Origin of the sequence: Phenylobacterium zucineum HLK1 (assembly GCF_000017265.1) — a bacterium.
Lineage (GTDB): Bacteria > Pseudomonadota > Alphaproteobacteria > Caulobacterales > Caulobacteraceae > Phenylobacterium > Phenylobacterium zucineum.
The window spans coordinates 2808876-2828780 of sequence record NC_011144.1 but is presented as its reverse complement, the minus strand read 5'-3'; the positions used below and the strand labels follow the sequence as shown (position 1 = coordinate 2828780).

Here is a 19905-nt window from a genome sequence, read left to right as displayed (position 1 = left end):
CCCAGGCTCCTTGAGGCGGCCCGGCTGACGCCCACCTTGACAGGTGAGGGGCGAGATTGATAGCGCTACCAAAAATAGGGAGGTCTGACCATGGGCAGAGCCGCCGAGCGGCCGCAAGCCTTTCTGCCCGCCGACTGGCCGGCCGCCACGCTGGTCGGCCGCATCCGGACCGCCGAAGGCCCCACGCCCGTGCTCTGCCGCAATGGCCGGCTGTTCGACGTCTCGGCCGCCGCCACCGTGGCCGACCTGCTGAACGGCTGGCCGCAGGCCCCGGCGGGGCGGGATCTAGGGCCCGTCGAGGACTTCGATTTCGATCGCAATCCGCTGCTGGCCCCCGTCGACCTGCAGTGCGTCAAGGCGGCGGGCGTCACCTTCGCCGTCTCGGCCGTGGAGCGCGTGATCGAGGAGCGCGCGCGGGGCGACGCCGCTAGGGCCGAGGCCATCCGCGCCGACCTGCGCGACCGCGTGGGCGCCGACATCCGCGCGGTCACTCCGGGTTCCGAGGCCGCCGCCCGCCTGAAGGCGGCGCTGATCGCCGAGGGGCTGTGGTCGCAGTACCTGGAGGTCGCCATCGGCCCCGACGCCGAGATCTTCACCAAGGCGCCGATCCTGTCCGCGGTCGGCCACGGCGCCCAGGTCGGCGTCCGTTCGGATTCGGCCTGGAACAATCCCGAGCCCGAGGTGGCGCTGGTCTGCGACAGCGCGGGCCGGGCGCTGGGCGCCACCCTGGGCAACGACGTCAACCTGCGCGACTTCGAGGGGCGCAGCGCCCTGCTGCTGGGCAAGGCCAAGGACAACAACGCCTCGTGCGCGCTCGGCCCGTTCGTCCGCCTGTTCGATGAGGGCTTCACCATCGACGATGTGCGCACGGCGCGCGTGGATCTCGTCATCGAGGGGCCGGACAACTACCGCCTCGAGGGGCACAGCTCGATGGACCAGATCAGCCGCGATCCCCTCGACCTCGTGCGCCAGGCCATGAGCGAGCACCAGTATCCGGACGGCTTCGTCCTGTTCTGCGGCACCCTCTTCGCGCCCACCCAGGACCGCGACGCCCCCGGCCAGGGCTTCACACACAAGGTGGGCGACGTCGTGCGGGTCGCGAGCCCCCGCCTGGGCGTTCTCGAAAACGAGGTGACGACCTCGAAGGCCGCGCCGCCGTGGACGTTCGGCGTCGGCGACCTGATGCGTAACCTGGCCGGCCGCGGCCTGCTTTCGGCGGAGACCGCCCAGTGACGAAGTCCACGACCCAGACCCTGGCGCACTTCATCGGGGGCGAACGCGTCGCCGCCGATGCGCCCGAGGAGAGCCTGAACCCCTCCAACACCAACGACGTCGTGGCCCGCGTGCCGCGGGGCGGCGAGGCCGAGGTGAACGCCGCAGTGGCGGCGGCCCGCGACGCCTTCCCCGCCTGGTCCGAGGCCTCGCCCGAGGTCCGCTCGGACCTGCTGGACAAGGTGGGCGACACCATCCTGAAGCGGCGCGAGGAGCTGGGCCAGCTGCTTTCCCGCGAGGAGGGCAAGACCGTCCCCGAGGGGATCGGCGAGACCGTCCGCGCCGGACGCATCTTCAAGTACTTCGCCGGCGAGGCCCTGCGCCGCCATGGCCAGAACCTGGACTCGGTGCGCCCCGGCGTGGAGATCCAGACCTACCGCCAGGCGGTGGGCGTGTTCGGGCTGATCACGCCCTGGAACTTCCCGATCGCCATCCCGGCCTGGAAGAGCGCGCCGGCGCTGGCGTTCGGCAACACGGTGGTGATCAAGCCGGCCGGCCCGACGCCGGCCATCGCCGCGGCGCTCGCCGAGATCATCCACGAGTGCGGCGCGCCCGCGGGCGTCTTCAACATGATCTTCGGCCCGGGTTCGATGGGCGCCAGGCTGGTCGAGCATCGCGACGTGGACGGGATCTCCTTCACCGGCTCGCAGACCGTGGGCGCCAGCGTCGCCGAGGCGGCGGTCAAGCGGCAGGCGCGGGTGCAGCTCGAGATGGGCGGCAAGAACCCGCTGGTGGTGCTCGACGACGCCGACCTGGACCGCGCGGTCATGGTGGCCCTGGACGGCAGCTTCTTCGCCACCGGCCAGCGCTGCACCGCCTCCAGCCGGCTGATCGTCACCGAGGGAATCCACGACCGCTTCGTCCAGGCTCTGGCCGAGAAGGTGGCGGCGCTGAAGGTGGGCGATGCGCTCGATCCGGCCACCCAGATGGGCCCCGCGGTCAGCGAGGCGCAGATGGAGACCAGCTACCGGTACATCGACATCGCCCGGAACGAGGGCGGGCGGCTCATCACCGGCGGCGGCCGGCTGCAGCTCGAACAGCCCGGCTACTACGTCCAGCCGACGCTGATCGCCGACACCCACAAGGACATGCGGATCAATTGCGAGGAGGTCTTCGGGCCCGTGGCCAGCACCGTACGCGTCAAGGACTATGAGGAGGCGCTGGCCGTGGCCAACGACGGCGACTTCGGCCTCTCGGCCGGCATCGTCACCACCTCGCTGAAGCACGCCCGCGACTTCCAGCGCCGCGCCAAGGCGGGGATGGTGATGGTCAACCTGGCCACCGCCGGCGTCGACTACCACGTGCCCTTCGGCGGCATAAAGAAGTCGAGCTACGGCGCCCGCGAGCAGGGCTTCGCGGCGGTCGAGTTCTACACCCAGACGAAGACGGCCTACTCGTGGGCGTGACCTCGGCGATCTACCCCAGCCTGAAGGGCAAGCGCGTCGTCGTCACCGGCGGCGGCTCGGGCATCGGCGCGGGCCTCGTGGAGGCCTTCGTCCGCCAGGGCGCCGAGGTGCACTTCCTGGACGTGCTCGAGACGGAATCGCGGGTGCTGGAGACGAGCCTGGCCGGGGCCGAGGTCCCGCCGGTGTTCCATCGCTGCGACCTCACGGACGCCGGCGCGATCGAAGGCTGCTTCGCGAAGATCGGCCCGGTGCAGGTGCTGGTGAACAACGCCGGCAATGACGACCGTCACACGCTGGACGAGGTGACGCCGGCCTATTTCGACGACCGGATCGCGGTGAACCTGCGGCACATGGTGTTCTGCGCCAAGGCCGTGGTCCCGGCGATGAAGGCCGCGGGCGAAGGCGCAATCATCAACTTCGGCTCCATTTCCTGGCACCTCGGGCTGCCGGACCTCGTGCTCTACGAGACCGCCAAGGCGGGAATCGAGGGCATGACCCGGGCGCTGGCGCGCGAACTGGGCCCCTTCGGCATCCGCGTCACCTGCGTGGCGCCCGGCAACGTCAAGACGCTCCGGCAGATGAAGTGGTACACGCCCGAGGGCGAGGCCGAGATCGTCGCCCAGCAATGCCTGAAGTCGCGGATCGAGCCCGCGGACGTGGCGGCGCTGGTGCTCTTCCTGGCTTCGGACGACGCGCGCATGTGCACCGGCCACGAATACTGGATCGACGCAGGCTGGCGATGAAGGTCCTCTCCGAACCCGACTGCGTGCTGCGCGCCGACGCCGAGCTGGGCGAGGGGCCCGTCTGGCGGGCCGACGACGACGCGGTCTGGTTCGTGGACATCAAGGGCCGCCGCATCCACCGCTACGAGCCGGTCACCGGCGCGGCCTGGAGCTGGGCGGCGCCCGCCCAGCCGGGGTTCATCGCCCCGGTCGCCGGCGGGGGCTGGGTCGCAGGCCTGAAGACCGGCCTGCACCGGTTCGAGCCGCGCGGCGGCCGTTTCGAGCTGATCACGGCCGTCGAGGACCCGTCCCTGGACAACCGCCTGAACGACGGCTTCGTGGATGCGAAGGGCCGGCTCTGGTTCGGTTCGATGCACGACGGCGAGACGGCGCTGACCGGGGCGCTCTATCGGCTGGACGAGCGCGGCCTGCAGCGCTGCGACACCGGCTACTGCATCACCAACGGCCCGGCGGCGAGCCCCGACGGGCGGACGCTCTATCACACCGACACCCTGCAGAAGACGATCTACGCCTTCGACCTCTCGCCGGCCGGCGAGCTGTCGAACAAGCGGGTGTTCGCGCGCATCGAGGAAGGCGGCGGCTATCCCGACGGGCCCGCGGTGGACGCCGAGGGCTGCGTCTGGACGGGCCTCTTCGCCGGCTGGCACGTACGGCGCTATTCGCCCAAGGGCGAGCTCCTCGCCAAGGTCGGGTTCCCCGTCGCCAACATCACCAAGCTGGCCTTCGGCGGCGACGACCTGACGAGCGTCTACGCCACCACCGCCTGGAAGGGCCTCTCGGCCGACGAGCGCGAGAAGCAGCCGCTCGCCGGCGGCCTCTTCCGGTTCGAGGTCGACGTCCCCGGCCTGCCGCAGAACCAGATGGCCCATGCCTGACCGCAAGCCCGCGCGCCCCTTCCGGTCCCGGGAGTGGTTCGCCGCCCCCGAACGCTCGGACATGACCGCCCTCTACCTCGAGCGGTTCATGAACTACGGCATCACGCCGGAGGAGCTGCAGTCGGGCCGCCCCATCGTCGGCATCGCCCAGACGGGCAGCGACCTGTCGCCCTGCAACCGCATCCACCTGGACCTCGCGCGTCGGGTGCGGGATGGAATCCGCGACGCGGGCGGCGTCCCGATGGAATTCCCGGTCCATCCAATCTTTGAGAACTGCCGCCGGCCGACCGCGGCGCTGGACCGCAACCTCGCGTACCTCGGCCTCACCGAGATCCTCTACGGCTATCCGATCGACGCGGTGGTGCTGACCACCGGCTGCGACAAGACCACGCCATCGGGCGTCATGGCGGCCTCGACCGTGGACATCCCGGCCATCGTGCTGTCGGGCGGGCCGATGCTGGACGGCTGGCACGAGGGCGAGCTGGTGGGCTCTGGGACGGTCATCTGGCGCAGCCGGCGCAAGCTGGCGGCGGGCGAGATCGACGAGGCCGAGTTCCTGCGCCGGGCCACCGCCTCCGCGCCCTCGGCGGGCCACTGCAACACCATGGGCACGGCCTCGACCATGAACGCCGTGGCCGAGGCCCTGGGCCTGTCGTTGCCGGGCTGCGCGGCGATCCCGGCTCCCTACCGCGAGCGCGGCCAGATGGCCTACGAGACCGGCCGCCGGATCGTGGACATGGCCTACGAGGACCTGCGGCCGTCGAAGATCCTGACCCGCGCCGCTTTCCTGAACGCGATCAAGGTGGTCAGCGCCGCGGGCGGCTCGTCCAACGCCCAGCCGCACATCGTGGCCATGGCCAGGCACGCGGGGGTGGAGCTGTCGCCCGAGGACTGGATGGCCCACGGCTACGACGTGCCGCTGATCGTCAACATGCAGCCGGCCGGCAAGTACCTGGGCGAGCGCTTCCACCGCGCCGGCGGGGTGCCCGCGGTGATGTGGGAGCTGCTGCGGGCGGGCCAGCTCGACGGCGGCTGCCTGACGGTCACCGGCCGCACCCTGGCCGAGAACCTGGAGGGCCGGGAGGCGAGCGACCGCGAGGTCATCACGCCCTACGATCAGCCGCTGAAGGAACGGGCCGGCTTCCTGGTGCTGAAGGGCAACCTGTTCGACTTCGCGATCATGAAGACCAGCGTGATCTCCGAGGAGTTCCGCGCGCGCTACCTCGCCGAGCCCGGACGGGAAGGGGTGTTCGAGGCCCGCGCCGTCGTCTTCGACGGATCGGGCGACTACCACCACCGGATCAACGACCCGGCGCTGGATATCGACGAGCGGACCATCCTCGTGATCCGCGGCTCGGGGCCGCTGGGCTGGCCGGGCTCGGCCGAGGTGGTGAACATGCAGCCGCCGGACGCCCTGATCCAGCGCGGGATTTCCAGCCTCCCGACCCTGGGCGACGGGCGCCAGTCGGGCACCTCCGACAGCCCCTCCATCCTCAATGCTTCGCCGGAGAGCGCGGCCGGCGGCGGGCTGTCCTGGCTCCGCACCGGCGACGTCATCCGCATCGACCTGAACACCGGCCGGTGCGACGCCCTGGTGGACGAGGCCGAGATCGCCCGCCGCAAGGCCGAGGCCCCGCCGCCTGTCCCGGAGAGCCGCACGCCCTGGGAGGAGCTCTATCGCGAGAAAACCGGCCAGCTCGCCGAGGGCGCCGTGCTGGAAATGGCCGTGAAGTATCGCGGCGTCTCGGCCAAGACCCCACGCCACAACCACTGAAAACCCGCCAGGTCATACCATTTGGCTTGACCATGATACCGCTATCATTAAGGCTGCGCGACAAAGGTCCGTCAGAGACCGATGCGTTACGAACCGCGGGTTCGCCCGCCCAGGGAGGTCGTAAGTGTCCACCACAGGAAGTGCGCCCGTGAGCGGGCTGGCCGGGGGCGGCGAGGCCGCACGGGTCAACATGGCCTTCATCGGCGCGATCGTGGCCGTCGCCACGATCGGCGGCTTCATGTTCGGCTACGATTCCGGCGTCATCAATGGCACCCAGGACGGGCTGGAAAGCGCGTTCAACCTCTCCAAGCTGGGCACCGGCTTCAACGTCGGCGCGATCCTGCTGGGCTGCGCGGCGGGGGCCTTCCTGGCCGGCCGGCTGGCCGACCGGATCGGCCGCCGCAGCGTGATGATGATCGCCGCGGTGCTGTTCATCCTCTCGGCGCTCGGGACCGGCGCGGCCGATTCCTCGGCGGTGTTCATCGTGGCGCGGATCGTCGGCGGCCTGGGCGTCGGCGCAGCTTCGGTGCTCTCGCCCGTCTACATCAGCGAGGTGACCCCGGCGAGCATCCGCGGGCGGCTCTCCAGCGTCCAGCAGATCATGATCATCACGGGCCTGACCGGGGCTTTCGTCGCCAACTACCTGCTGGCCGCCACCGCCGGCGGCTCGACGGCCGAGTTCTGGATGGGCTTCCCGGCCTGGCGCTGGATGTTCTGGATGCAGGTGATCCCGGCGGGGATCTTCTTCCTCACCCTGCTGCTGATCCCCGAGAGCCCCCGCTACCTCGTGGTGAAGGGCCGCGAGGCCGAGGCGGAGGGCGTGCTCACCCGCCTGTTCGGCGCCGCCGAGGCCCGCCGCAAGGTCGAGGAGATCCGCGCCTCGCTCGCCGCCGACCACCACCGGCCCAGCCTGAAGGACCTGGTGGACAAGACCACCGGCAAGATCCGCCCGATCGTCTGGACCGGCATCGGCCTGGCGGTGTTCCAACAGCTCGTCGGCATCAACGTGGTCTTCTACTACGGCGCCGTGCTCTGGCAGTCGGTCGGCTTCTCGGAAGACGACGCGCTGAAGATCAACATCCTGTCGGGCTCGCTCTCGATCCTGGCGTGCCTGGCGACCGTGCTGCTGATCGACCGGATCGGCCGCAAGCCGCTGCTGCTGGCCGGCTCGGCGGGCATGGCGGTGACGCTCGGGATCATGACCGCGGCGTTCTCCACGGCCACCGTCGTCGACGGCGCCGTCGAGCTCTCGGACGGCGCGGGCCTGATCGCCCTGATCGCCGCCAACGCCTACGTCGTGTTCTTCAATCTCTCCTGGGGCCCGGTGATGTGGGTGATGCTGGGCGAGATGTTCCCGAACCAGATCCGCGGCTCGGGCCTGGCGGTGGCCGGCTTCGCTCAATGGATCGCCAACTTCGGGATCAGCGTGTCCTTCCCGGCGCTGGCGGCCGGGCTGGGCCTGCCGATCACCTACGGCTTCTACGCCACCAGCGCGCTCGTCTCGCTGTTCTTCGTGCGCGCCATGGTCAAGGAGACCCGCGGCCGCGAACTCGAGGAGATGACGGGCTGACGGCCTAGGGCTGGCTTCCTCGGACCCGCGCCATGCGCCGGCTCTGGGCCCTCCGCTGGTGGATCATCGCGCTCGTCATGCTGGGCGCGATGCTCAACTACCTGACGCGCGCGACCATGGGCGTGGCCGCGCCGACCATGCTGGCCGACCTGTCGATCAGCGAGCGGGAGTACGGCTGGATCACCGGCGCCTTCCAGGCCGGGATCATGCTCCAGCCGGCGGTGGGCTACGTCCTCGACACCCTCGGCCTGCGCACCGGCCTGGCGATCTTCGCGGGCGCCTGGTCGGCGATCTCGATCGCCCACGGCTTCGCCAGCACGTGGCCCGCCTTCGCCGCCCTGCGGGGGCTGCTGGGCTTCGCGGAAGGCTCGGCCAATCCGGCGGGGATGAAGGTGGTCGCCACCTGGTTCCCGGCGCGCGAGCGCGGCTTCGCGGGCGGGGTCTACAACATCGGCGCCTCGTTCGGGACGATGCTCGCGCCGCCGCTGGTGGCCTGGGCGATCCTGGCCTTCAACTGGCGCGCGGCCTTCATCATCACCGGCCTCCTGGGCCTCGTCTGGACGGCGCTCTGGTGGTGGGGCTTCCGCACGCCCGACCAGCATCCGCGCCTGTCGCCGCAGGAGCGGGCTAAGATCCTCGAGGGGCAGGAGCCGGACCTCCATGACGACGGCGCCCGGCCCTCGATGCTGAAGCTGATGGCCCGCCGGGACTTCTGGGGCATCGCGATCCCCCGCCTGCTCGCCGACCCCACCTGGGGCACGCTGGCGTTCTGGATCCCGCTCTACCTGGTCCAGACCCGCGGCTTCGACCTGAAGCAGATCGCCATGTTCGCCTGGCTGCCGTTCCTGGCCGCGGACCTCGGCTGCCTGTTCGGGCCGGCCGTCGTCGAGTTCCTGCAGCGGCGCGGCGTCAGCCTGATCAACGCCCGGCGCGGCGCCTTCACCCTGGGCGCGCTGATGATGACCGGGATGATGTTCGTCGGCCGGGTAGAGAGCCCCTATCTCGCCATCGCGCTGCTCTGCCTGGGCGGCTTCGCCCATCAGACGCTGTCGGTCACCGTCATCACCATGGCCTCCGACCTCTTCAAGCGGAACGAGGTGGCGACCGTGGCCGGCATGGCCGGGACCTTCGGGAACCTCGGCGTGCTGATCTTCTCGCTGCTGATCGGCGGCCTGGTGGCGACGGTCGGCTACGATCCGTTCTTCCTCGCCCTCGGCCTCCTGGACCTCGTCGGGGCGGCGGTCCTCTGGACCCTGGTGCGCGACCGGCCGGTGCGGGCTCCGGTCTCGGAGCTGCCGGCGGCATGAGCGTGCGCAATCCCGTCCTGCGCGGCTTCAACCCCGACCCGTCGATCGTACGGGTGGGCGAGGACTACTACCTCGCCACCTCGACCTTCGAGTGGTTTCCCGGCGTGCAGATCCACCACTCGCGCGACCTGGTGAACTGGCGCCTGGCCGCGCGGCCGCTGAACCGCCCGGGCCAGCTCGACATGCGCGGCGATCCGGACGGATGCGGCGTCTGGGCGCCGTGCCTCAGCCATGCGGACGGCCTGTTCCACCTGATCTACACCGACGTGAAGCGCTACGGCCGCACGACGGTGGGCGGCGCGTCGGGCGCCTCGCTGCGCGACTTCCACAACTACCTGGTCACCTCGCCGACGATCGACGGGGGCTGGTCGGATCCGGTCCATCTGAATTCGAGCGGCTTCGACCCCTCGCTGTTCCACGACGACGACCGCCGCAAGTACCTGCTGAACATGCTCTGGGACCATCGCCCGGGCCGCAACCGCTTCGCCGGCATCGTCTGCCAGGAGTACTCGCCCGCCGAGCGCCGGCTGGTCGGCGAACGGCGGGTGATCTTCGAGGGCACGCCGCTGGGGCTGACCGAGGCGCCCCACCTCTATCGCCGCGACGGCTGGTATCACCTGCTGGTGGCGGAAGGCGGCACCGGCTGGGGCCACGCCGTGGTGATGGCCCGTTCCCGCCAGCTCTGGGGCCCGTACGAGCTGCACCCGGACGGGCCGGTGCTGACGGCGCGCGACCGGCCGCACGCCCCGCTCCAGCGGGCCGGGCACGCGGATTTGGTGGAGACGCCGGATTGCCGCACGTTCGCGGTCTATCTGTGCGGGCGGCCGCTGCCGAACCGCGGCCGCTGCGTGCTCGGCCGCGAGACGGCGATCCAGGAGATGACCTGGGGCGACGACGGGTGGCTGCGTACCCAGGACAGCCGGGGCGATCCCGAGCTGGAGATCGAGCCGCCGCTGCCGCTCCAGCCCTGGCCGGCGTCGCCCGTGCGGCGGGACTTCGACGATCCGCACCTGCCCGAGGAGTTCCAGTGGCTGCGCACGCCGCATCCGGAGGAGATCTTCAGCCTGACGGAGCGCCCCGGTTCCTTGCGCCTCTATGGCCGCGAGAGCCTGGGCAGCCTGTTCCGCCAGGCGCTGGTCGCGCGGCGCCAGCAGGCCTTCTGCTACTCGGCGGCCACGCGGATGATGTTCGATCCCGAGCACTTCCAGCAGGCCGCGGGGCTGGTCTGCTACTACAACGGCTCGAAGTCCCACTACCTGATGGTCACCCGCGACGAGGCCCTCGGCCGCTGCGTGCAGGCGATGTCGGCCCTGCCGGACTCGCCCCAAGCCGACGCCTTCACCCGGCCCGTCGCGATCCCTGACGGTCCCGTCGAGCTCCGCGTCGAGGTCGACTACGAGCGGCTGCGGTTCGCCTGGCGCGCCGCTGGCGAGGGAGGGGAGGGCGCCTGGACCTGGCTGCCAGAGGTGTTCGACGCCTCCATCCTCTCGGACGAGGCGACCCAGCCCGGCGCGCCCAACTTCACCGGCGCCTTCGTCGGAGTCTGCTGCCAGGACACGTCGGGGGCGGGCAGGCCGGCCGACTTCGACTGGTTCGAGTACGCCGAGCGGGACTACCGGGCCGACCCAACCACCTGAGCCTTCAGCTCGCCGTCGAAGCGCTGCCCGCCGAGCACCACGCTCTCCAGCGTCAGCCGCTCGACGTTCTCCAGCACCCAGGGGACCTTGGCCTCGCGCACGACGATGTTGCGCAGCACCACGTCCTTCAGCGGCGCCTGCGCCGGCGCGTGGGCTTCGAAGAACGTGCCGGCGCCGCCCACCTTGAAGTTCTCGAAAACGATGTCGCGGTAGGTCGAGGGGAAGTTCCCGCCCAGCTCGCCGGGGTAGTTGAGCTGGAACCAGAACAGCGTGCCGAAGTCCTCCACGGTCATGTTGCGCACGCGCACGCGCTCCACCGTGCCGCCGCGGTCGAGGTTGGCCTTGAAGCGGATCGCCGACAGCCCCTTGCGCAGCACGTTGTCGGTGAAGAACACGTCGTGGACGCCGCCCGACATCTCGCTGCCCAGGGCGATGCCGTCCTCGCCGCCCATATCGTTGCCCCGCACCAGCACCCAGGCGCTGGGCCGGCCGATGCGCCGCCCGTCGAGGTCGCGGCCCGACTTGATGACCACGCTGTCGTCGCCGGTGCGGAAACGGCTGTTTTCGATCAGCACGCGGGTGGAGGACTCCACGTCGACGCCATCGTTGTTGGGGAAGTGGCTGTCCACGGTGATCCCGCGCACGACCACCTCGTCGGCGTAGACCAGATGGTTCACCCAGAACGGCGAGTTCCTGGCGGTGAAGCCCTCCAGGCGGACGCGCTTGCCGCCGAACACCTGGATCAGCGGCGGGCGCAGGTGGGTCCCCTTGCCGAAGCGGCGCTGCGCCACCGGCACGCCCTCGAACCCCATCCGGCGCAGGCGCTGGAAGTCGGGCTCGGCCAGGTTGTGCCAGGCGTGGAAGCGGCTCTGCGCATTGCCGTCGATGACGCCCCCGCCGGTGATCGCCACGTCCTCGACGCCCGCGGCGTAGATGAAGGGCGAGTAGGTGTAGACCTCGGTTCCTTCCCAGCGGGTCTTCACTGGAGGCAGGTAGTCGTCCGGCTCGGGCGAGAAGAGCAGGGTGGCGCCCGCCTCCACCCGCAGCTCGACGTGGCTCTTCAGCCGGACCGGGCCCCTTGAGAACCAGACGCCGGGCGACAGCGTCACCCGGCCGCCGCCGGCGCGGTGGGCCGCATCGATGGCCTTCTGGATCGCCGGGCGCGCGTCGCTCCGCCCGTCGGCCCTGCCGCCGAAGCGGGCGGGATCGAAGCCGCGGTCCGGGATGCGCGGCGCCTCGATCGACGCCGCCATGGCCTCGGCGGCCCGCCACATCTCCGGGTCGGACTCGGCGCGGCCTGGGAGGGCCTGGGCTGGGAGGGCCTGGGCCGGGAGGGCGAGCGAAAGCGCCGCGAGGCCCGCCAGCAGCGTCCGGCGCAGCATCGGACACCCCCCCATCAGACCGGCGCCGTCAGGTCGCGGACGACCTTGCCGTTCACCCGCACGTTCGTGAGCTTCAGCCCCTCGACGTGGCGGACGATGGAAGGCTCGGCGACGCCCCGGAAGTCGCAGTCCACGATGCGGATGTCGCGGGCCGGCGCGCCGGGCAGGCCCTGCAGGTCGACGGCCCGGCGGCTTCGGCCGCTGCGGACGTTCTCGATCAGCACGTCGCGCAGCACGGGCTTGAAGCGGCCGTTCGCCCCCTCCTCGTAGTTGAAGTCCACCGTGACCACCGCGCGGCGCACCTGGCCGACCTCGAGGTTGCGGTAGCGGACCCGCTCCACGATCCCGCCGCGCAGGGCGTTGTTCTTGAAGCGGATGGCGTGGTCGAGGTCGGGGCTGTCCAGCCGGCAGTTCTCGGCGAAGACGTTGCGGACGTGGCCCGAGATCTGGCTGCCGATGGTCAGCCCTCCGTGGCCGTCGGCCATGCGGCAGCCGCGGATCACCACGTTCTGGCAGGGGACCCCGACCCGTCGGCCGTCCTCGTTGCGGCCCGAATTGAGGGCGATGCAGTCGTCGCCGGTCGAGAAGAAGCAGTCCTCGATGAGGACGTGGTCGCAGCTCTCGGGGTCGATGCCGTCATTGTTCGGGCCGTGGCTGTTGATGTCCAGCCTGCGGATCGTGACGTTTCGGCACAGCACCGGATGCACCTGCCAGAACGGCGAACGGCGCAGCGACACGCCCTCGATCAGCACGTTCGTGCAGCGGTAGGGCTGGATGAACGGCGGGCGCAGGTAGCTTCCCTCGCCGAAGACGCGCTGCTCGACCGGCGTGCGGTCTTCGGCCATCTGGAACAGCCGCGCGCGGGCGGGCCGCTGGTTGGGCATGCCCTCGGCCCAGCCGTGCTGGTTCTGCTTCCAGGGCCCCTTCCAGGTCCACCAGTGCTCGCGCGAGCACTGGCCGTCGAGCACGCCCTCGCCGGTGACGGCGATGTTCTCCTGCTCGAAGGCGTAGACGAACGGCGAGTAGTTCATCAGCTCGACGCCCTCCCAGCGGGTGAAGACCAGCGGCAGGTAGGCTTTGGGATCGGTCTTGAAGAGGATCGTCGCACCCTTCTGGACGTGCAGGTTGACGTTGCTCTTCAGGTGGATCGGCCCGGTCAGCCACCAGCCCGGCGGCACGACCACGCGGCCGCCGCCGGCCGCGTGGCAGGCGGCGATGGCCCTGGCGAAGGCCTCGCTGGAATCGGCCACGGCCTCGCCGTCGGCGCCGAAGTCGGTGATGGGGAAATCCCGGTCGGGGAAGATCGGCGGCCTGATCCGGGCGACGATGGCCTCGGCCTCGGCCCAGGGATCGTCCGCGGCCGCGGCGGCGGCGGGGGCGCAGGCTGCCGCCGCGCCGGAGATGAGCATCTGACGGCGGCTGATCATGCCGGACCTCCTGGAAAAGGGAGAGGCCGGGCGGGGGGAGGACCGCCCGGCCGTCCGGGCCCGCTTAGAAGCTGTAGCGGGCGCCGAAGTAGAACTGACGGCCGAAGTGGTGGTTGGTCCACACACGCTGGGCGTCGGTGTCGTTGAACTGCCGGCTCTCCTCGTCGGTGAGGTTGAGGGCCTCGAGCGTCAGGCGCAGCTTCTCGGTGAGCTGGTAGCTGACGTTGGCGTCGACGGTGGTGGTCGAGGGCACCCAGTCGGCGTCCTGGAAGTCCTGCCGGCGGCCGGTGGTCAGGTTGCCCTGGTTCCCCGACGGGACGGCGAACAGGTACTTGCTGCGGTGGGACAGGGAGACCCGCGCGCTGAACTTCGCGTCCTCGTAGAAGAGGGTGGCGTTGTAGGCGTTCTTCGAGACGTTCGTCGGCCGGTTCTCGAGCGTCAGGTTCGCGGGGCACTCGCCGTTCACCGGCGTGCCGGCGCAGAAGATCGAGGTGCCCTTCACGTAGGTGTAGTTAAACAGGGCGCCGAAGTTGCCCGTCCACTCCGGCATGCCGAAGCGGTCCACCAGGAAGGTGAAGGGCTGCTGGACGTTGACCTCGAAGCCCTTGAGCGGATCGCCGCCCTTGGTGTTGATGGTGGTGGTGTACTGGGCCTCGTCGTTCGGCGTCCGGCCGGTGCCCTCGAGCAGCTCGGCGGGCAGGCCGAAGGACGAGAACGGCCCGGTCAGGCGGACCGTCGAGAAGTCGGTCTTGAAGTCCTTGATGAAGAAGCCCAGGGCCACAAGCGAGTCGCCGCCCGGATACCATTCGAACGACAGGTCGTAGGTGTTGGCCTTGGCGGGCTTCAGGAACGGGTTGCCCGCCGAGATGGTGAGGTTGCCGGTCGTGTTGAACGTGCCGCCGGGGTTCAGCGACCCGAGGCCCGGACGCACCATCACCTTGGCGGCGGCGGCGCGGACCAGGAAATCCGGGGTGACCTCGGCCACCACGTTCGCCGACGGCAGCCAGTTGTCGTACGAGTTCTCGACCGTGATCTGCGAGGGCGCCGAGTTGAGCGTGCGGTAGCCCTGCGCCGTCACGTCGGTGTCGACGTAGCGGACGCCGAAATCGCCGCGCAGCCGCCACGGCAGGATGTCGGTGTCGAAGTCGACCTGCGCGTAGTAGGCGGCGCTCTCCTCCTTGACCGTGCGCCAGCTGCCGCGGGCGTTGCTGCTCTCGATGCCGAGCAGGGCGAAGGTCCCGGTCCCGCTGTAGATGCCGTAGGCCTGGGCCACCGCGTCGAAGTCGGGGATCACCCAGCCCGAGGGAATGCCGTCGCCGCCCAGGCCGTCACCGAAGCCGGTGAGCTGCTCGGAGAGCGAGCCCATGGTCACGCCCGAGGGCATGGCGGGCAGGGCGAACTCGCTGGCCCGGCGGTACTCCTGGCCATCGTTCACGTACTTCTTCCAGGTGGCGCCGACCTTCAGCGTGAAGGTGTCGTTCATCTCCCAGGCGATGTCGCCCGCGCCGATGTCGAAGCTGTTCTGCACGAACTGCGGACGCAGCCGCACCTCGCTGGGACGCACCGTGCCGTTGGCGCTGGCGTTGGTGAAGGTGAACGCGTTGGGGTCGGTGATGTCGAAGCCCCAGGTGATGTTCGGCAGCAGCGGGTTGTCCCGCGCGTCGTAGATCCAGCCGTCCTGGTTCGCCCGGTCGAAGGTGATCGTGGTCTGGATCGGGTTCTTGAAGCTGGACTTCGAGGTGCCGATCATCCCGCTGATCCGGATGGTGTCGGTCAGCTCGTGCACGCCCGAGAGGCTGTACTGGCTGAAGATGGTCTCCAGCTTGTCCTCGCGGCTCTCGATGCGGATGTCGACGTTGTCGAACTCGCCGTAGGTGAGGGTGCCGTGCTCGTCGGTGTCGAACACCCGCGGGATCATGTAGGCCTTGCCGAACTCGGGCGAGGAGGCGTTCCGGCTGAAGGAGATGGCCTCCAGGTAGTTCTCGGTCCGGTGGGACTTATAGTTCGAGTAGAGGTAGTCGAAGCTGACCGTGGTGCGGTCGGTGGGCTTCCACTGCAGGGCGCCGGTGATGCCGAGGCGCTCCTGATCGTAGTCCAGGCGGGCGTAGCGCGGGATGCGCGGATGCCAGCTGCCCCGGTCGGACGCGCGTTCGTAGGCGGCGATCGCCTCGGGCGTGCCGGGGATGCGCGGATCGCCCGCGAAGCAGTTGGTGGCCGACGATCCCGCCGCGGCGGTGGTCGGGTTGAACTGTTGGCCGGCGGCGCTCGGATTGGTGTCGTAGCCCAGCGGGCTGCACCAGCCGCCGTTCGACGTGCCTTCGCCCCAGCGGACGGTGTTGAAGCCTTCCTCGCGCACGCCGCGCTCGGAGTAGGCCACCGAGACCAGCACGCCGAAGGTGTCGTCCAGGAAGGTCTTGGAGAACAGGCCGGCGACCCGCGGGTCCCAGCTCTTCGACAGGTCGTTGTAGCCCATCTGGCCCGAGAGGCTGAGGACCTGGTCGCGACCGAAGTCGAAGGGCCGCGAGGTGGTCAGGTCGACCGTCGCCCCGAGCGAGCCTTCCTCGACGCTGGCCGAGGCCGTCTTGCGCACCGCCAGGCTGTTGAAGAGCTCGGAGGCGAAGACGTTGAAGTCGAACTGGCGGTTGCGGTTGGCGCCGCCGTCGGCGTCGGACCCGCCCGTGGTGGTCAGGGCCTCCATGCCGTTGATGCGCACGCGGGTGGAGCCCGGCCCCAGGCCGCGGACGGTGATGTTGCGGCCTTCGCCGGCCGAGCGGGTGATCGCCACGCCGGGGATCCGCTGCAGCGACTCGGCGAGGTTGTTGTCGGGGAACTTGGCGATGTCCTCGGCCTTGATCGCGTCGACCACGCCGGACTCTTCGCGCTTCACCGCGATCGCGCTCTGGATCGCCGCGCGGAAGCCGGTGACGACGACCTCGTCGACCTCGGCGGACTGCTGAGCTGCCGATTGGGCCAGCGCGGGGCCGGCCAGGCCGCCCGCCAGCACCAGAATGGACGCGCCGCACGCCAGCGAGCGCAGGCGGATTTCGCCCGTTCGCACCATCGATCTTCCTCCCCTACCGCCCGTTGTTCCAGGCGTCGCCGTCGATGCGGCCTCTGGTTTCCCGTTCCGGCGTCGGTTGAATTGACACCGGTGTCATATTAGCTTGCGAAAGTCCGCGAAAACCGCCGACCAACACGAGCCTGGAGGGAACATGCCTTTGGCTGACACCGGTGTCAATAACGCCGCAATCGCATCCGGCGGCTACGCGCGGCGGCCAAATCCCGTGTTCTCCAGCGAGTACGGCGTGGTCCGCGAGGTGCTGATCGAAGCGCGCCGCCAGGCCGGCCTGAGCCAGCGGGCCCTGGCCGCCCGCCTGGAGAAAACGGGGTCGCACGTGGCCATGATCGAGCGCGGGCAGCGGCGCGTGGACCTGCTCGAGTTCTGCCGCATGGCCGACTGCATGGGCCTGCCGGCCGAGGTGCTGGTGCGGCGGATCGAGGAGCGGCTGCGCCGCCAGGCTCAGGCGGCGAGCGCCGACGCCGGGTCGTTCGCCAGGGCCTCGTAGGCTCCCGCCACCGCCGCGCGGAATCGGGGGTCGGCGGCCAGCGCCGGCGGAAACACGCCGTCCAGAGCCAGGAAGCGATCGACGGCCGGGCCGGCGGCTTGCGCGGTCTCCACCAGCAGGGGGGCCAGCGGATCGACGATCGGGACGCCCGCCGCCGACTGGCGCATTACGAACCGGATCCACGCGGCCACGCCCACCGCCAGCCGGTCGGCCGGACGGCCCGCGGCCAGCGCCTCGGACGCGGTCTCCAGCAGCCGGAAGCGCAGCTTCTGCGAGCCGTCCCAGGCGATCTGCGACAGCCGGTGGACGATGGCCGGGTTGCGGAAGCGGGCGAGCACCTGGCCGATGTAGGCGGGCACGTCCAGTTCGGGGGCGTCCAGGGTCGGGGCCACGTCCTCGCGCATCATCCGCTCGACGAAGCGGGCCAGGCGCGGATCGCCCATCGCCTCGAAGACCGTCTCGTAGCCGAGCCCCAGGCCCACGTAGGCCAAGGTGGAGTGGGCGCCGTTGAGCAGCCGAAGCTTCGCCCGTTCGAACGGGGCCACCGCCCTGGCCACCGTCACGCCGGCGTCGGCGAAGGCCTGGGCGTCGGCGCCGAGCCGGTCCTCGAGGACCCACTGGGTGAAGCGCTCGCGCTGCACGGGCCAGGCGTCGTGCAGGCCGAGGGCGGCGTCCACCTGCGCGCGCAGGGCCTCGTCCGTGGCCGGAGTGATGGAATCCACCATGCTGCAGGGGAAGGCCGCCTCGGCCTCGATCCAGCGGGCGAGGTCGGCCTCGCCGCGCGCCTCGGCCAGCTGCAGCACGGCCCGCCGCAGCTTCACCCCGTTGTCCGAGAGGTTGTCGCAGCTGATGGCCGCGAAGGGCGCAAGGCCCGCCGCCCGGCGCCGGCGCAGCGCCTCGACGATCCAGCCGGGCAGGCTGGCGGGCGCCTGCGGCCTCTGGAGGTCGCGGCGGACGTCGGGGTGGTCCAGGTCGAGGTCGCCGGCGGTCGTCAGGCAATAGCCCTTCTCGGTCACGGTGGAGGTGACGAACCGCACGTCAGGCGAGGCCAGCCGCGCGAACACGGCCTCGGGATCCTCCGGGGCGACGAGCACCTCGCGGATCGATCCGATCACCCGATAGGTCGGATCGGCCTCCTTCTCGGCAAGGGTGTAGAGCCCGTCCTGCGGCGCCAGGGCGTCGCGCACATCGGGCGTGCGCAGCGATACGGCGCAGACGCCGAAGTCGGGCCGGCCCGCCAGCATCCGGTCGAAGTAGAAGGCCTGGTGCGCGCGGTGGAAGGCGCCGGGGCCGAAGTGGACCACGCCGGTGCGCAGGGTCGTTCGGTCGTAGGCCGGCGTGAGCACGGGCGCGCCGGCCTGGGCCAGCGTCGCGTCGGAGAGGCGCTTCACAGGGTGACCCCGCGTTTCCAGAGGGCGATCTCGCGTTCGCCGTTCTCCTCGGCCTGGGTCGGCCGGCCGCTCGCGGTGGCCAGCACCAGGTCCATCAGCCGGTCGGCGGCGGCGTCCAGGCTCTCGCCGGCGGCGATGCGGCCGGCGTCGAAGTCGATCCAGTGCGGCTTGCGCTGGGCGAGGCCCGAGTTGGTGGCGATCTTCAGGGTGGGGGCGGGGAAGCCCAGCGGCGTGCCCCGGCCGGTGGTGAACAGGATCACGGTCGCGCCCGCCGCGGTCAGGGCGGTGGAGGAGACCGCGTCGTTCCCGGGGGCCTCCAGCAGCACGACGCCCGGCTCGTGCGCCTGGCCGCCGTAGCGGACCACCTCGGTGACGGGCCCGCGGCCCGCCTTCTGGACGGCGCCCAGCGACTTCTCCTCCAGGGTGGTGATGCCGCCCGCGATGTTGCCGGGGGAGGGGTTCTCGCTGACCGGCTCTCCGTGGCGCGTGAAGTAGGCCTTGAAGTCGTTCACGACGTCGGCGAGGCCGCGGAACACCGCCTCGTCCCGGGCCCGCGCCATCAGCAGCTGTTCGGCGCCGAAGATCTCGGGAATCTCGGTCAGCACCGCCGTACCGCCCGCCCCGCAGACCTTGTCGGCGATACGGCCCACCAGCGGATTGGCGGTCAGGCCCGAAAAGCCGTCCGAGCCGCCGCACTTCACGCCGATCACCAGATCCGAGACCGGGCAGGGCTCGCGGCGGTCCCCCTCGGCGACGACGACCAGCTCTTCGACGGCCTTCAGCCCCTCCTCCAGCTCGTCCTCCGAGGCCTGGGCGGTGAAGGCGCGCAGGCGTTCCCGGTCGAGGTGCGGCGCGGCCTCCAGCAGGGCCGAAAGCTGGTTGCTCTCGCAGCCGAGGCCCAGGATCAGCACGCCGCCCGCGTTGGGGTGGCCGGCGAGGGCCGCGATCATCGCGCGGGTGGCGTCGAGGTCGCCGCCCAGCTGCGAGCAGCCGAAGGGATGGGTCAGGGCGTGGACGCCGTCGACGCGGCCCTCGAACCGCCGCCGCGCCTGCTCGGCGATGCGCTGGGCCGTGCGGGCGACGCAGCCGACGGTGCACAGGATCCAGATCTCGTTGCGCGTGCCGACCCGCCCGTCCTTGCGCCGATAGCCCTGGAAGGTCCCGGGGGTGTCCGGCAGCGGCTCGGCCGGGGCCAGCCGCCAGGCGTAGTCCTCGTGCGTCGAGAGGGCCGTGGCGAGGTTGTGGGTGTGGACGTGGTCCCCGGGCCGGATGTCGGCGGTGGCGCGCCCGATCGGCCAGCCGTACTTGCGCACCTCGCCGCCAGCGGGGACGGCCCTGACCGCCATCTTGTGGCCGGCGGGGATGTCCGCGGCCGCCCGCACGCCCAGGAGCTCCTCCCCGGCCGCCACGGGGCGCACGGCCACGGCGACGTCGTCGCGCGGGTCGATGATCAGGGCGTCGGCCGGTTCGGTCATCGCAAAATGGTAACCGGTGTCATCAAAAGCTCAAGCGGCGGCGTCGCATTCCGTGCGATCCGTACAAACCCGGATTTTGA

General features: G+C 70.8%; 14 protein-coding genes. 9 read left to right on the top strand and 5 right to left on the bottom strand.

Going from position 1 to position 19905, the window contains the following annotated elements:
- Positions 1-90 precede the first annotated feature (90 nt).
- The 8 genes from PHZ_RS13700 to PHZ_RS13665 all read left to right on the top strand — a co-directional run bounded on the left by PHZ_RS13700 (position 91) and on the right by PHZ_RS13665 (position 10584).
- On the top strand, positions 91-1233 hold the full coding sequence (locus tag PHZ_RS13700) for a fumarylacetoacetate hydrolase family protein (protein ID WP_012523017.1): 1143 nt from the start codon (positions 91-93) through the stop codon (positions 1231-1233).
- On the top strand, positions 1230-2678 hold the full coding sequence (locus PHZ_RS13695) for an aldehyde dehydrogenase family protein (RefSeq protein WP_012523016.1): 1449 nt from the start codon (positions 1230-1232) through the stop codon (positions 2676-2678). The genes PHZ_RS13700 and PHZ_RS13695 overlap by 4 nt, the downstream gene beginning before the upstream one ends.
- Entirely contained in the window at positions 2675-3421 is a 747-nt protein-coding gene (locus tag PHZ_RS13690; protein WP_041374218.1) for an SDR family NAD(P)-dependent oxidoreductase, read from the top strand. The genes PHZ_RS13695 and PHZ_RS13690 overlap by 4 nt, the downstream gene beginning before the upstream one ends.
- On the top strand, positions 3418-4296 hold the full coding sequence (locus tag PHZ_RS13685; RefSeq protein WP_012523014.1) for an SMP-30/gluconolactonase/LRE family protein: 879 nt from the start codon (positions 3418-3420) through the stop codon (positions 4294-4296). The genes PHZ_RS13690 and PHZ_RS13685 overlap by 4 nt, the downstream gene beginning before the upstream one ends.
- A complete protein-coding gene (locus tag PHZ_RS13680) occupies positions 4289-6070 on the top strand; it encodes an IlvD/Edd family dehydratase (RefSeq protein WP_012523013.1) in 1782 nt (593 codons plus the stop codon). Before PHZ_RS13685 ends, PHZ_RS13680 begins: the two co-directional genes overlap by 8 nt.
- A 148-nt stretch (positions 6071-6218) precedes the next feature.
- Positions 6219-7640, top strand: a complete 1422-nt coding sequence (locus PHZ_RS13675) for a sugar porter family MFS transporter (RefSeq protein ID WP_041373551.1) — start codon at positions 6219-6221, stop codon at positions 7638-7640.
- Between the two features lie 32 nt (positions 7641-7672).
- Positions 7673-8947 carry an MFS transporter gene (locus tag PHZ_RS13670; RefSeq protein WP_012523011.1) on the top strand — a complete coding sequence of 425 codons (1275 nt, stop codon included), beginning with the start codon at positions 7673-7675 and terminating at the stop codon, positions 8945-8947.
- Entirely contained in the window at positions 8944-10584 is a 1641-nt protein-coding gene (locus PHZ_RS13665) for a glycoside hydrolase family 43 protein (RefSeq protein WP_012523010.1), read from the top strand. The genes PHZ_RS13670 and PHZ_RS13665 overlap by 4 nt, the downstream gene beginning before the upstream one ends.
- On the opposite strand, the gene PHZ_RS13660 is transcribed toward PHZ_RS13665, so the two are convergent.
- From PHZ_RS13660 to PHZ_RS13650, 3 genes are all read right to left on the bottom strand, one after another.
- Entirely contained in the window at positions 10560-11966 is a 1407-nt protein-coding gene (locus tag PHZ_RS13660) for a glycoside hydrolase family 28 protein (protein ID WP_012523009.1), read from the bottom strand. The two genes, PHZ_RS13665 and PHZ_RS13660, sit on opposite strands and share 25 nt — an antisense overlap.
- A gap of 14 nt (positions 11967-11980) precedes the next feature.
- Positions 11981-13393, bottom strand: a complete 1413-nt coding sequence (locus tag PHZ_RS13655) for a glycoside hydrolase family 28 protein (RefSeq protein ID WP_012523008.1) — start codon at positions 13391-13393, stop codon at positions 11981-11983.
- A 64-nt stretch (positions 13394-13457) separates the two neighbouring features.
- Complete coding sequence (locus PHZ_RS13650) at positions 13458-16454, bottom strand: TonB-dependent receptor (RefSeq protein ID WP_012523007.1); 2997 nt, start codon at positions 16452-16454, stop codon at positions 13458-13460.
- 157 nt (positions 16455-16611) lie between these two features.
- On the opposite strand from PHZ_RS13650, the gene PHZ_RS22225 reads away from it, so the two are divergent.
- The gene (locus PHZ_RS22225; RefSeq protein WP_236611832.1) at positions 16612-16959 is read left to right on the top strand and encodes a helix-turn-helix domain-containing protein; all 348 of its coding nucleotides are present in this window, start codon (positions 16612-16614) and stop codon (positions 16957-16959) included.
- Here the strand turns inward: PHZ_RS22225 and PHZ_RS13640 are convergent.
- Together PHZ_RS13640 and PHZ_RS13635 are read right to left on the bottom strand one after the other, a co-directional pair.
- A complete protein-coding gene (locus tag PHZ_RS13640) occupies positions 16914-18350 on the bottom strand; it encodes a mannitol dehydrogenase family protein (RefSeq protein WP_012523005.1) in 1437 nt (478 codons plus the stop codon). The two genes, PHZ_RS22225 and PHZ_RS13640, sit on opposite strands and share 46 nt — an antisense overlap.
- Entirely contained in the window at positions 18347-19825 is a 1479-nt protein-coding gene (locus tag PHZ_RS13635) for a UxaA family hydrolase (protein ID WP_012523004.1), read from the bottom strand. Before PHZ_RS13635 ends, PHZ_RS13640 begins: the two co-directional genes overlap by 4 nt.
- Positions 19826-19905: the final 80 nt, after the last annotated feature.

Excerpts from the sequence above, each read along its gene's own strand:
- PHZ_RS13670 (WP_012523011.1), top strand. The coding sequence starts at position 7,673 with ATGCGCCGGCTCTGGGCCCTCCGCTGGTGGATCATCGCGCTCGTCATG.
- PHZ_RS13665 (WP_012523010.1), top strand. The coding sequence starts at position 8,944 with ATGAGCGTGCGCAATCCCGTCCTGCGCGGCTTCAACCCCGACCCGTCG.
- PHZ_RS13650 (WP_012523007.1), bottom strand. The coding sequence starts at position 16,454 with ATGGTGCGAACGGGCGAAATCCGCCTGCGCTCGCTGGCGTGCGGCGCG.
- PHZ_RS13685 (WP_012523014.1), top strand. The coding sequence starts at position 3,418 with ATGAAGGTCCTCTCCGAACCCGACTGCGTGCTGCGCGCCGACGCCGAG.
- PHZ_RS13660 (WP_012523009.1), bottom strand. The coding sequence starts at position 11,966 with ATGCTGCGCCGGACGCTGCTGGCGGGCCTCGCGGCGCTTTCGCTCGCC.
- PHZ_RS13680 (WP_012523013.1), top strand. The coding sequence starts at position 4,289 with ATGCCTGACCGCAAGCCCGCGCGCCCCTTCCGGTCCCGGGAGTGGTTC.
- PHZ_RS13635 (WP_012523004.1), bottom strand. The coding sequence starts at position 19,825 with ATGACCGAACCGGCCGACGCCCTGATCATCGACCCGCGCGACGACGTC.
- PHZ_RS13655 (WP_012523008.1), bottom strand. The coding sequence starts at position 13,393 with ATGATCAGCCGCCGTCAGATGCTCATCTCCGGCGCGGCGGCAGCCTGC.
- PHZ_RS13700 (WP_012523017.1), top strand. The coding sequence starts at position 91 with ATGGGCAGAGCCGCCGAGCGGCCGCAAGCCTTTCTGCCCGCCGACTGG.